Source organism: Wolbachia endosymbiont (group A) of Rhinocyllus conicus (assembly GCF_947250775.1).
Classification (GTDB): domain Bacteria; phylum Pseudomonadota; class Alphaproteobacteria; order Rickettsiales; family Anaplasmataceae; genus Wolbachia.
Window position 1 is genome coordinate 44627 of sequence record NZ_OX366349.1, and the last position, 12936, is coordinate 57562.

General features: G+C 33.5%; 11 protein-coding genes and 1 tRNA gene. 8 read left to right on the forward strand and 4 right to left on the reverse strand.

The annotated features are described in order from the left end of the window. Positions 1–35: 35 nt before the first annotated feature. The 4 genes from OOK92_RS00220 to OOK92_RS00235 form a co-directional block, all read right to left on the reverse strand. Positions 36–641 carry a CvpA family protein gene (locus OOK92_RS00220; RefSeq protein ID WP_264735880.1) on the reverse strand — a complete coding sequence of 202 codons (606 nt, stop codon included), beginning with the start codon at positions 639–641 and terminating at the stop codon, positions 36–38. A gap of 57 nt (positions 642–698) precedes the next feature. After that, on the reverse strand, positions 699–1295 hold the full coding sequence (locus OOK92_RS00225) for a riboflavin synthase (protein ID WP_264731374.1): 597 nt from the start codon (positions 1293–1295) through the stop codon (positions 699–701). 240 nt (positions 1296–1535) lie between these two features. Then, positions 1536–2456, reverse strand: a complete 921-nt coding sequence (locus OOK92_RS00230; RefSeq protein WP_264735881.1) for a hypothetical protein — start codon at positions 2454–2456, stop codon at positions 1536–1538. Between the two features lie 338 nt (positions 2457–2794). Beyond that, positions 2795–3649, reverse strand: coding sequence for a hypothetical protein (locus OOK92_RS00235; protein ID WP_264735883.1), 855 nt, complete (start codon positions 3647–3649; stop codon positions 2795–2797). A 145-nt stretch (positions 3650–3794) separates the two neighbouring features. On the opposite strand from OOK92_RS00235, the gene pheS reads away from it, so the two are divergent. The 8 genes from pheS to OOK92_RS00275 all read left to right on the forward strand — a co-directional run bounded on the left by pheS (position 3795) and on the right by OOK92_RS00275 (position 12832). After that, complete coding sequence (gene pheS / locus OOK92_RS00240) at positions 3795–4838, forward strand: phenylalanine--tRNA ligase subunit alpha (RefSeq protein WP_264735885.1); 1044 nt, start codon at positions 3795–3797, stop codon at positions 4836–4838. Then, positions 4839–6131: a bifunctional UDP-N-acetylglucosamine diphosphorylase/glucosamine-1-phosphate N-acetyltransferase GlmU gene (gene glmU / locus OOK92_RS00245; protein ID WP_264735886.1), complete on the forward strand. Its 1293-nt coding sequence runs from the start codon at positions 4839–4841 to the stop codon at positions 6129–6131. It abuts the gene before it with no gap. Between the two features lie 71 nt (positions 6132–6202). Then, positions 6203–6670: a P44/Msp2 family outer membrane protein gene (locus OOK92_RS00250; protein ID WP_264735887.1), complete on the forward strand. Its 468-nt coding sequence runs from the start codon at positions 6203–6205 to the stop codon at positions 6668–6670. A 330-nt stretch (positions 6671–7000) separates the two neighbouring features. Beyond that, a complete protein-coding gene (gene rplU, locus OOK92_RS00255) occupies positions 7001–7303 on the forward strand; it encodes a 50S ribosomal protein L21 (RefSeq protein ID WP_096617066.1) in 303 nt (100 codons plus the stop codon). A 10-nt stretch (positions 7304–7313) separates the two neighbouring features. Further along, positions 7314–7583, forward strand: coding sequence for a 50S ribosomal protein L27 (rpmA, locus tag OOK92_RS00260; protein ID WP_096617064.1), 270 nt, complete (start codon positions 7314–7316; stop codon positions 7581–7583). 9 nt (positions 7584–7592) lie between these two features. Beyond that, positions 7593–7669, forward strand: a tRNA-Ile gene (locus OOK92_RS00265). Between the two features lie 133 nt (positions 7670–7802). Continuing rightward, the gene (locus OOK92_RS00270) at positions 7803–7952 is read left to right on the forward strand and encodes a transposase (RefSeq protein ID WP_264735888.1); all 150 of its coding nucleotides are present in this window, start codon (positions 7803–7805) and stop codon (positions 7950–7952) included. Between the two features lie 68 nt (positions 7953–8020). Beyond that, positions 8021–12832, forward strand: a complete 4812-nt coding sequence (locus OOK92_RS00275) for a DEAD/DEAH box helicase family protein (RefSeq protein ID WP_264735889.1) — start codon at positions 8021–8023, stop codon at positions 12830–12832. Positions 12833–12936 lie beyond the last annotated feature (104 nt).

Sequence of the window (12936 nt, forward strand, 5' to 3'; positions counted from 1 at the left end):
GAATACTCCTAATGAACATATTTATAAATAAATATTTACTCTTCTTTTTTATTGTTTTTGGGTTTTTCTTGATCAACCATTTCTCCACCGATCTCTTTTATTTTTAGTATCAACGACTCTGGTACATACATGTCAATTACTTCTTCTGCTGTCACAAATAAAGCCTGATAAGAGTGTGAATTTATTATCCAATTAGGCAATATGTCTTCTGCTTTTATTTCAGAATGTTCCTCTTTTTTGCCATATTCTTTTTTGTTATATACTGTGTAGCAATATAAGTGCACAGCAAAAAATAATACATAAGAGAGCAATATTCCTTTAAGCACTCCGAGAAAGATTCCAGTAACTCTATCGATAAACCCCAACCTTATGGGTGATAATATGTACATTAGCCAGTTGTTTATTATCATGAATATAAGATTAAGTATAATAAATACAGAGATTGTAGAAAGTATGTTTAGTATAACTTTAGAATCAAAATATTTACTATAATTTGGAGTGAAAAAATCATAGTGATTAGCTGTCAGAAAAATTGATAAAAATAGAAACATCAATGCGCATAGCTCTTTTATAAAACCTCTAGTTACCGAGATTATTACGCATAGAACAACAATGAAGATAATTAGGCTATCGAAAAGCATATTTTATATCTATATGGTTTTCAAGATATAATAGTTGTAAATAACAAGGTTGTAAAATTAATTGTATTTATGCTGCATCAATTGATCTAAATACCTAGCGATAATGTCAATTTCTAAATTCAGATAATCATTTATTTTGTTGTACTGAAAAGTTGTATTTTCCCATGTATAGGGAATTATATTTACTATAAATTCCTGATTAATAACTGAATTCACTGTGAGGGAAACCCCGTCTAGTGTAACGGAGCCTTTTTTTGCAACAAATTTAATTAATTCTTGTGGGCACGATAGTTTGATTTCATGAGAATCTAAATTTCGCTCAATTGTTAAAATTTTTACTATCCCATCAACATGACCCTGAACCAAGTGGCCATCGATTCTGTCGCTTAGCCGCATTGCTTGTTCTAGGTTTATTTTTTTTCCTATTCTCCACGTATTTAAGTTAGCAACCTTCATAGTTTCTTGAGACACTTGAACTGTGAATACATCGTTCAGTATGTTCACAACAGTTAAACATACACCAGAGCAAGCTATTGAGTCTCCTTTATTTATAGAGGGTAAGTTTTGTGTTTTGATATGGAAAATTTGATCAGAGTTGGAGTGAGTGGTAGTATCAGTTATAGTCCCGATATCCGTGATAATTCCTTTAAACATGTGGTGAAAATAAATAATTTTACCATGAAAAATTTTTTACAACAACTTATTTCTATTTTGTTATAGCTAAAGTAATTCTGGTTTACCGACGATTTAAAAAACGACAAATTTGTCATTCCGCTGCTTGTTAGTGGGATCTATGTGAGATACCGTGACGGTATGACGTAGGACTGCTGTCATCCCGCTGCTTGTTAGCGGGATCTATCCGCGGCGGTATGACGTAGGAAAACTGAGCCTGCACTAGCTATAGGCGCGAGAAAGGGGATCGTTTTCACTTACTTGCTTAACAGATTCTATAGAATATTCAGAATATATAAAGTAAGCTAAACTCAAAACACATAATGTAATCAATGTCGGTAACCCTATGTTCAATGCTAACCCAATATTTTCTCTTTTTTCTGGTGGCACTAATTCTTTTAACATTGACACTTTTCCTAATGGAAAATGCCATAAGCAAAGTGTTGATGCAGATGCTACTATTATAAATAGACAAAAATAAGCCTTTTTTGAGGAAAATACAGTTTTTAACGGTGATTTGAGTGTAATGTTAGTAGGTGGTAGAGTTTTAGCTTCATTTGTTGCTGGTGAAGGATCTTTAGATTTATTTATTGGTAAAGGGTTTGTAGATTTATGAGGAGTATTTTCATGTTGCGTAGGAGGTTGTTGTATATAAACACCTGAAACTAATTGCTCTTTTTTTTTATATACTTGCTTATGTAAATACTCTTTTGGAAAAGAAGACTTGCCAGCTGGTTGTGGTATTTCTAGTATTTCTAATACTTCTGATATCTCACCTGACTCCAATATTTCATGTAATTGTTTATCTTGAAAATAAACAATATTGAATATTGAGTTAAAAACATTGCGAAATGTTTCTGGATCTTGATTTTTGTATCCATTCATCACTTCAATAAATATTTCATCGAGTTTTTTTCCCCTGCGCTCAATCTGGTTATCTAACATAGCTACTCTAGCATCATTTTGTGCTTGTTTTATGGCTAATTGTTTTTCTTTCTCTGATAGTTCTTTGGTCTGCTTTTTTGACTTCTTTTTTCTGTTAGCCTTAAAATACTCTGTGTGCGAAGTAGTTTGACCTACATTCTGTTCTGCTCCTTGAGGTATTGGATTTCCTATACTACTTGTCATCCAAGTAGCTGACACTGGGGTCCATTTTTCTTTTTTTTTCTGGATTCCAGCGGGCTTTGTTGCATCGCTAGCTATGATGGATTAAAGATAAAAAAGATGGAGAATATCAGTAGCTTATTATTCTGGTATTTATAACAAGAACGGTCAGTGAATACCTAAATTTGAGTAAAAGAAATTTCACTACCACTCACTAATCCGGCTAAAATTCAAGAATTTCAATGCTTTAGCTATTTTCAATAGAATTAAGTTTATTAATATAAATAATAAATTACTATTCTTAAATTTGATCAGATTGATTGCAAAAAAACAAGATTTTCAATAGGTTGCTTATAATCCTAGCTATAGTTAGCCTTTCATAAGTAGCGATGCAACAAAGCCATTCCAGCGTCAAGCGCTGGAATGACACCAAATGGTATATTGTTGCTCTGTATAGAAGGTTTTGGTGTTCTTAAAAGGGATAACCTTATTACATCATTAAAAAAATTGGATAAGGGAAGGAAGATTCTATATTTTGGTATATTAGCTTTTATTGCAGCAGTAACCACTGGAGCTTTACAATTTACTTTGCTTGCTACGTTAAAGCCAAACGAGCCTGTAAATGGTACAATTTGTCTATTTTGTGCGTTTTTTTGCTTAGTTTCACTCTGTTCTTGTCTGTCTTTATTTTCTGCTTCTTTTACTTGTAGTGTAACTTGACTCTGTTCCTCATTTTCAGTTTTTTCTGCATGTTTTAGCTTTTCATTTAAAAATGACCCTATTTGGTGCAAATTATCTAAGTTAATGTCTTTAACATTTGTTTGTAGTATGATTGTTATTCCTTGCAGAAGGATTTGAGGCGGAGCATTATTTACGAATTCTTCTACAGTTTTATCACTATTAGTTTTACAGTAGTTATTATATAATTCACTGCTTTCTTTTGGTACTTTTATGTTGACTGTAAAATTTTTTTCCCGAGAAAGGCAGATTTTAAAAAAATCAATTAAAGATTTTATTTGAAATGGTCTTGTATTAAAGGTGTCTTTACCTGTTGCTGTTAGCTCAAATGAAAATTCTTGTATATTACTTTCAATACTTCTCGAGCGAATGGTACTGATCTTAATTATTTTGCTAGAAAATGCTTTACTTATGTTTTTGGATCTTTCCTTAAAGAACTTAGGTAAATCCTCTATTTTGTACTTATTATCAGTTTCAGTGTCACTGTTGTGCATGGTTGATACAGCAAATTCATCAACGCAAAGGTAAATAAAAAAAACTAATTGGTCAATAAATTAATAATCAAAATGGGACAGTTTTTAGATTGTTGATGCTATTCAAGATTTTACTATAATTAAAGTTTAAGCCAGCGTTTCTAAGATGAATAAAGAGCTACTGAATGAAATACCTTCACTTGAAGATAAAGCGGTCTCTGAAATTGAGAATGCTTCTTCTTTACAAGATTTAGAAAAAGTCAGGCTATCATATTTGGGAAAAAAGGGTGTAATTAAAGCTTATTTTGACAACTTAAAAGAGATAGAAGACGCAGGAAAAAAGCGCAATTTAGGCGAAGTTATCAACGTTTTACGTAATAAGCTAGATCAGCTTATAATGAATAAGGAAAATGCACTAAAAGCCGAAGAAGTTAACTTTAAATTGCAGAACGAGGCGGTTGATATCACGTTGCCCGTTAGACCAGAAAAAATGGGCAAGGTCCATCCACTCAGTAAGGTTCTAAATGAAGTAAAGCTTATTTTTGCACATATGGGTTTTAAAGCAGTTGATGGCCCTGACATTGAAGATGAATTTCATGTATTTGATGCACTGAATACTCCAAGTCACCACCCTGCGCGGGAGGAGCAAGATACCTTCTACTTAAAGAATAAAATAAACGACAAAAGAATGGTGCTGCGCACTCATACCTCATCTGTGGAGATCAGAACTATGGAAAAAGCGAAAACTTTTCCGATTAAAATCGTATCTCCTGGTAGAGTATACAGAAACGACTTTGATGCAACTCACACCCCTATGTTCCATCAAATAGAGGGGTTATATGTCAATGAGAATGTCAATATGGGCCAGTTAAAATTTACTATTCATCACTTCCTTAATAAGTTTTTTGGAGATAAAGGGCTGAAGATACGTTTTCGTAATAGTTTTTTCCCTTTTACCGAGCCTTCTGCAGAAGTGGACATAAGTTATAAAGGTAGTAAATGGATAGAAGTACTGGGATGCGGTATGACGCATCCAAATGTATTTCAAAATGTTGGAATAGATCACACTAAATACAGCGGTTTTGCGTTTGGCATTGGTATAGAAAGGCTTGCAATGCTAAAATATCAAATTAGCGACTTAAGGAGCTTTTATGACAACAAAATCAGCTGGCTTGATCATTACGGTTTTCATTTTTCATCTTTAAGATAAGTGATAAGTAAAACTCATACGTTCGTTATACTTGCTGCAGGGCATGGCAGGCGGATGAATTCAGATTTGCCTAAGGTTCTACACAAAATAGGCAGTTTTTCCATGCTCCAGCATGTCATTTACAATGCAAAACAGTTAAATCCTGAAAATATTGCTGTTGTAGTTGATCTGCCTTTAATTGAAAGACTAAAGTGCTTTAAGGATATACAGTTAATTACACAAGAATTAACACTTGGCACGGGAGATGCAGTCAAAACTGCAATGAGAAACCTGAAAGAATTGCCAGATTCGAGCATAATTATTGTGCAGTATGGAGATACCCCACTCATAAAAAGCAGCACAATAACTAAAATGGTTAGTTGCTTAGAAGGCAAGGCTCTAGTTTGCCTAGGTTTTAGGACAAGCAATAAAGAATACGGTAGGTTAATTATTGAGAATGGTTCCTTAAGAGAAATCGTAGAAGCAAAGAGTGATAAAAATAATCATGAAGAGTTTCTTGCAAATGCTGGAATAATGGTTGCATGTGCAAAGAATTTACGTGAATTGGTGGAGAAAATAGAGTGCAATAGCTCAACTCATGAATATTATTTGACCGATATAGTTTCCATTGCAGTGAAGAGTAATTTAAATGTCGGTTACGTTATTACCGGTGGAGAAGAGGCAACGGGAATAAATAACAGAAATGACCTTATAAAAGCTGAATTTTACTTTCAAGAAAACAAAAGAAAATTTTTTACCAACTCTGGAGTAACGCTTATTGCTCCAGAGACTGTTTTCTTTTCTCTTGATACGCAAATTGCCAGAGATTCAGTTATTTACCCATATGTTTTTTTCGGTACTGGAGTGAAAATAGAGTCTGGTGCGAAAATACTGCCATTTTCGCATTTAAAAAACTGCTTAATTAAAAGTAATGCTGAGGTCGGTCCATTTACCAGAATACGCGGAAACACAACAATTGGTAATAAGGCAAAAATAGGAAATTTTGTGGAAGTGAAAACAAGTGAAGTTGGTCAAAACACTAGAATAAAACACTTAAGTTATATAGGAAATGCTAAAGTAGGGCAGAGGAGTAATATAGGAGCAGGTACTATTGTTTGTAATTATGATGGGAAAAAGAAACATAAAACGAACATAGGAAGCAATTGCTTTATTGGTGCCAATAGCTCACTCATTGCACCGCTTAATGTTCATGATGACTCTGTAATTGCGGCAGGTAGTGTTATAGTGGAAGATGTACCAGAAAAAAGCCTTGCAATAGCAAGAGAAAAGCAGGTGATTAAGAGAATAAAGTAATTCGCTGTAATTATATTATTTTTAATGCTTATATTTGTATACATGCGTATATCAATATTTGGAGGGTAAAAATGAAAAAATTACTTACCTTAGTAGCTATATTGCCTGCTGTTTCTTTGTCAGTACCATGTTTTGGAGTTGATTGGGTTAGAGATAGGATCTATACTTCTTCGTCATACAGTTCTGGCAATTTTAGTCATAGTATCAGTTATCACTACACAAACAGCGTAAAAATTTCAGTTGAGCCTATGATTTCAGTTGCAAATATTTTTAAATATAGACTGCAAGGAGGAATTTTAGCAAATTTACGTTATCATTACGAGTTTACAAACACGGATATCACTCCGTATGTCAATGTTGGTATAGGTGCTGCTATCGATTTTATTGGACAGTCAAAGTTTGGTTTCTCATATAAAATAAGCTCTGGTCTTGATTTTCCGCTTTCTTCAAGGACAAGTGCTTTTGCTGGTTATAGTCTATTGAAAGCATTTGAAGATTATAATCATGGATTTGAGCTTGGAATAAATTATAACTTATAAAACCCCAGCTGAATAGCAACAGGTTGTACTTTTTTCAAATTGAAGCTGAATTTTTGCTAGATAATTAATAAGCCATATTATGGAGTTTTAATTAGAGACCTACCGCAAAAGCAAAGTGAGGGAGATTAAAAATGATCAAGTTTTGCTTCTGTTCAAAACAAGATTTTTTGAGAATTAATTATTGTCTGAGAAAAAGCAGATAACAAGGTGAAAAAAGGTAGAAGTATTTAAGTAGCTCAGAAGGAGCATTAAGTCATGTTTTTTATTTATATTGACAGCATATATGACATCGTTTACGATTAAAGTTAATAACAATAATTTATATTTATCATGTTTGCAGTAATTGAGACTGGTGGAAAACAATATTTAGTAAAAGAAGGCAGTATAATAAAAGTAGAGAAGTTAGAAGTTGAAGAAAAAAAAGAGGTAGAAATCAATAAGGTGATTTGTATTTCAAATAATGGCTTATCTTATTCATCTAATGCTACTGTTAAAGCTGAAGTATTGGAGCAGTGTAGAGGAGAAAAAATTATAATCTTTAAGAAGAAAAGAAGAAAAAATTACCGTAGAAAGACTGGTCATAGGCAGTATATAACTGTTCTTCGTATCAATGAAATTAATCTTCAAAAGTAAGAGGTAAGATATGGCAACTAAAAAATCAGGTGGTAGTTCCTGTAATGGTAGAGATTCAGCAGGTCGTAGGTTAGGAATAAAGAAGAATGGGAAGGTTATTCCTGGTAACATAATTGTGCGCCAAAGAGGCACAAAATTCCATCCTGGGAAGAATGTTGGTATAGGTAAAGATCATACGATTTTTGCCAAAGTAGAAGGCTGGGTCAGCTTTAGAAGGTCAGCAAATAAAAAGACTTTTATTGATATCTTGCCTACAGATAATATGAAAGCTTCAGCTTGAATAAATCAGGGGTCTGTAGCTCAGGTGGTTAGAGCGCACGCCTGATAAGCGTGAGGTCGGAGGTTCAACTCTTCCCAGACCCACCATTTAACCTATTCGAACTTTTCTCTATAGTAATTTAACATAGCACAAAACTGACCTTAACCAGAAAAAGTGGAGAGAAAGAAAGGGCGTTTTTTATAGTGAAAATATTTTTTCAAGTTTGAATAATGAATAGTGATGGCAAACAGAAGAGAATATACAGTTGAGTTTAACATTAGGAGCTGTAAAGCTAGTGAGAGAAACGATTACAAAAATAGCAAGAGACTAGGTGTAAGTGATGGTGTGTTGGGCAAATGGGTAAGGAAATATAATAAAAAAGATCATTGATATTTCGTGTTAAGTTAAGTATACTAAAGAGCTACTCACAAAGTAGGATATAATAGAGAGGTAGAACTATGGGTGCACAGGTACTTAGCAAATTTAATGATGAATTCAAAGCAAGTTATATTGAAGGATTAAAAAAAACTTATTTTGGTGTTTTGTTGTCAACAACCTCTGAAGTTAGAGAAGAAATAGAAAAGTTAATAGAAGACAATCTAACTAAAGGTAAGATAACTATAGATGGAAAAGAAGTTTACGTGGGTTTAATACATCAAAATGATGATACGTATAGTGTTGAATTTAGTGAGGATGATTCTCAGCTAGGTATAAAGGGTGCGTATGTTTATGAACTGCTAATCAACAAGGGTAGGGCAGGTAAGAAAATATTAAGTGTGAAAATTAAAGGTGATAGTAAGGGAAAAGATACTATAATAGGTGGTCCAGGTAAAATCTCAATATTTCCACAACATCTACTTTACGTAAAAGAAGCAATAGCCCATTTGAAAGATGGTGGGAACCCTATTACGGAGTTAGCACTTGCAACAGGAACTGGAAAAACTTTTATAGAATTGCTTGTAGGATATCTGCCAGCTAGACTAATGGGCATACATTACATATCTTTAGCACCAGATACTGATTTAGTAGAACAGAAACGTGATGATTGGAAAAAACTATTATCTAATGTAGGCGTTAATGATATTAAGTTAAATGGAATCAATAATAAAGGAAATTGTGCTATATTAAGCAATAAGGGTCTTCTGGAGAATTGGAATCAGTTCTTGGAGGTTGTAGGTCTTGAGAATCTTCCTGGTATTATAAAAGCCTTGGGTATTCAGGATAAAGAATTTAAAGTAAGAGATGGAAAAATAAGTATAGATGGTAAGAGTTTTGTAATTCACAAGAATGAAATTCAGTTTGGCGATCAGAAATACAAGGTTAAAGATGGCAAAGTTAAAATTAATAATGAAGAATTTACTCTTGATATTGAGAAGCTAGTATTCCTATCTTTTGATGAAGAACATAGGGTAGATAAAGAAGAGATGTATAAGTATCGCATGGGATTGTTGTCTGCACTTTGTCCTACGTTGTTTTTGAGCGCAACACCTTCTGGCAATATTTATGAATATGTTAAAAACAATAACGGCTTGATAAAAACACTTTCTCTGAAAGATAAAATGGAATCTGGTGCTTACGGCCCTCTGGAGCTTAAAGTTCATCAAAGCGTAGAAGAACCCTTGGTCACTAAATATATTAGTGAGCTTGAAGGTGCGGTAACTTTTAGGGGGGAAGCAAGAAGTAAAAAATCTTTTTATCATACGCCGCGCACAGACTTAGAGGATGAAGATTTAAAAAAGGATATAGAAAATTATATATTCTACAATATTCAAAGCGTAGTTGGTGAACCAGCTCTCGTTTTAGCAGAGTCTAATAATCTGAAAGGTGAGTTCAGGAAGAAGATTACCCATGACGTGTTTAAAGACGGGATTAGTTACGGCTATAATACGGTTGGCAAAAAACGCAATGAAATAATAAATCACTTAATTGATGTATATGGAAGTGATAAAAGCCATATAATCAAGGAAGTTGTTGACGGTACTCTCGATTATAAGAGTGAAGTTCACGATTATTCCGCATTTCGTGTTATGCATGGAGTAATTGAGAACACACTTTCCTTCCTTACGGGGCTTTCAAGGAGTGAGTTAGATATAGCAAGGTTTTCAAATTTTAAAGATCTGGGTTCACAAGTTAAAGAAAGTTTGGATAAATGTTCCGCAGGAGAAACGCAAGCAGGCCTGAGAAGGTATTTGACAGAGCAAGGTATCGTGAATGACAAAACAACGAGTGATATTATACAAGGAATGCTAGATGTAGTTAAATTGTTGCAGGATAAAAAAGATACAGACCTGTTTACAAGATTGGTAAGAAACTGGAATCAAGATAAACAACTTCACACTATGATACCGATAAATCTCCCAGTGGATGCATATGGTCTTAATAAACTTGACAAAAAAAAGATTTTAAAATCTTTGGGAATAGGGGCAAAAGAGGTTTTGTTCACAAACCTTGGTTACTTTACGGAATGTGAAATGTTTGACTCAACAAGATCACTTTCAGGAAGAAGATTTACATTTGATGAAAAAAAGTTGAAAGATATTTTCCAGTACTTAAAAGATAATTATGAAATAAATGGCAATATTACAAAGATAGAAGAGGAATGCTTGGAAGCGTACAAGCAATTAGAAGAGAGTGAGAGAAAGAGGCAAGAATATTATGATCAGCATATGTATCCACTTGAAGATAGAGTACGTGCTATAAGCCCTAAAGGATATACATATAGTCTTAGTAACGGAGGGTTTTGTCAGCTTCGGTCTTGGAGGATCAGTGATACCTTAAGTCCTCAAGCTCTAAATGAATTTGAGGAAAAAATCAGTAAAGACAAAGAAGAGTTTAACAAGTATAAAAATGGCAAAGATTACTTAGACTTAGACTCATTGGTGCATTATAGTAAGGAAAATTTATTTGAAAGATTTTGTCAAGTGAAAGAGCAGTTTAAAATGCAAGAACTATATCCATTGCTTAAGCTAAGGAAGTTCTCTGATAAATACAAATATATAGAAGGGAGTGTCCAGGATCATGATGCACTATTGCGTATGGGGCTTTGTGGTAATTATGTTAACCATGAGAAAGTGCAGGGCTTTAATGCCATTGACTTACAGCATGTTGTGATGCTTATAGATCAACGGTCTGATTTTCTTAATAATCCACCACAACTTATACAAGGCCCTGGTAGGCTTAGGTGTTTGAACCTTGCAAGACCTTCAACCTTTTTCTGTTACTCAAGTGAAAGGCTAAAGTTTGATATAAAGTTGTTACAGAAGGGAGGCTACATAGACGATTACAACAGAACAGTGAATCAGGATAATGCAAAAACTCCAGAGCAGTTTGGTGATGAGATCTTAAGTATGATAGATAAGCTCATTGAGAATGAGGTATCTAAGATAATAAAAGGAAAAAAAGAGACTGACGTAAGCTCGAGTAATGAAGGGGAAAAGCTGCAATTTAAAGAGGTTGATGATTTAGCAGTTGAAGTTTTTGATCAGCTAATTTCTGCATTTGAAGCAGCCTATAATAGTAAAGGCCATAATGCTGCAGAAGCACAAGACTACTTTGTTCAAGCTCTTAAACGCGTAACTTATAAAATTGAGGGGCTATTTAGAGGTAGAGTAGATAATCTGGGTATTGAGCACAATATTAGGGGTATTCAATCTAAAATTGATAATATAGTGAATAAGATTCAGGAGAATAACAAAAATAAAGGAGAAGTTGAGGCAAAATTGAAAGTTGATGGAAATATTATAAAAAGATTCCTAATTAAACTTTATCGCTTAGTAAGGCGTTTAATATTTTGCAGAATAAAGCTTGAAAGAGAAAAAATAGGACTTGAAAAAGAAGGAAGAAGCCTTAATCAAGAAAAGACAAAGTTTGAAAAAGAAAAGTCACGATTTGAGGCACAGATAAAAACCGAAGAGAAAGAAGAGTTCATAGGAATAATCAAAAAGAAAGAGAGTATAAAAGGGAAAAATATAACAGAGGAGGAGAGAAAGTATATAATAGAAAATGACATAGAAATTACAAAGGAAAATTTAAAAGAAGTAGAAACCATTCTTGGGCAGATTACAGCACTGGAAGTATTAAAGAGAGAAGAATGGTTTATGCAGCTTGTTAAAATTGAATTTAATACAAAAACAACATTATCTTTATTAGAAGAGATAAAATCGCTTGTAGCTAACGCTAATACGGAATTAGACGAAACAACTCAGATTAATGTATATGCAAAACAACTGATAGATCAGCTTAAACATATGAGTAGTGAAGTGGATAGTACTATTAATGAAGCACGTCTAGAGTTTGTTAGAATAAGATTAGAAAAGCTTAAGGAAGAAAAAGCAAAGATAGAAGAGCTTGCAAATAAAAAGCAAGAATCGCAACGAAAAAAGGAGAAGTTTGAAAAAATACTAAATTATAAGGAAGATAGTATGAAATATAATAAGCATTACGACAACGTAGTTAACTTATTTTTAACAAAAAGTAGCATCAAGAAAAATTACTTGCAAAATAAAGTTGAGTGGGTACGTAAGATATATCCAGAGTTTATGGAGGTATTTTTTAGCCAATACTATACAGAAGACCGTAAGGGTTCTCAACAGTTAGAAGAACATGAAGACATTCATCAGTTAGAAGAACATATTATCTGTTGCACAAAGAGTTCGGTTTTCTTGGAGCTGTTTACCAATGTTGTAATGCCGCTGTACAATGATGGTATGCTGCAGATAGCACTGGATACAATTTACTGTGATGAAGATAACACTTTAAAAGTGGGAGAAATTAATAAATTTTATGAAAGCGTGTTAGAAGGAAAGCCTAATGTAGGACAGGCTAAAGAGGTCATAGACTATATGACAGCAATACAAAAAATGATCTGTAAGAATATAAAACCACAGCCTAATAGTTTACGCGAATATACAGTATACAACGCAAGATCAGAAATTAAGAAATTAGAAAACAAGGAAGCTCATAAGGTAAAATCGGATATTTGTAGATATATCATAAAGCCAATCGTGGAAAAATTGTCAAGTTCTTCTACTATAAAGTATTGGGTAGATGATAATCCATCTAGGCAAGAGAAAGTTGCATATGCTGCTGAAAGTGTTGGAGAAAGGTTAAAAAGCGCAAAACCTTTGAACTGCGAAGTTATTACATCGCCAAACACGGAGTTCACTAATCCTATCCGAGCACAGTTTTCCAAAGGTAATATATCAACTGAGCTGAATGATGTTGTTTCTCAAAAATGGTGCGGGGAGTCATTGGATTTAAGGTTATCTTAATTTATGCACATAAATATTATCTAAAATGCATAAAGTACTGCTAATTTTGCCCGTTTAACAAGAAGGTTGTGAGAGGAGTTTGTTTTTGGTATTATTGGTCCACC

Bases quoted from the DNA above. Each gene is read 5' to 3' on its own strand.
- OOK92_RS00220 (WP_264735880.1), bottom strand. From the start codon at position 641: ATGCTTTTCGATAGCCTAATTATCTTCATTGTTGTTCTATGCGTAATA.
- OOK92_RS00225 (WP_264731374.1), bottom strand. From the start codon at position 1,295: ATGTTTAAAGGAATTATCACGGATATCGGGACTATAACTGATACTACC.
- OOK92_RS00235 (WP_264735883.1), bottom strand. From the start codon at position 3,649: ATGCACAACAGTGACACTGAAACTGATAATAAGTACAAAATAGAGGAT.
- pheS (WP_264735885.1), top strand. From the start codon at position 3,795: ATGAATAAAGAGCTACTGAATGAAATACCTTCACTTGAAGATAAAGCG.
- OOK92_RS00250 (WP_264735887.1), top strand. From the start codon at position 6,203: ATGAAAAAATTACTTACCTTAGTAGCTATATTGCCTGCTGTTTCTTTG.
- rplU (WP_096617066.1), top strand. From the start codon at position 7,001: ATGTTTGCAGTAATTGAGACTGGTGGAAAACAATATTTAGTAAAAGAA.
- rpmA (WP_096617064.1), top strand. From the start codon at position 7,314: ATGGCAACTAAAAAATCAGGTGGTAGTTCCTGTAATGGTAGAGATTCA.
- OOK92_RS00270 (WP_264735888.1), top strand. From the start codon at position 7,803: ATGGCAAACAGAAGAGAATATACAGTTGAGTTTAACATTAGGAGCTGT.
- OOK92_RS00275 (WP_264735889.1), top strand. From the start codon at position 8,021: ATGGGTGCACAGGTACTTAGCAAATTTAATGATGAATTCAAAGCAAGT.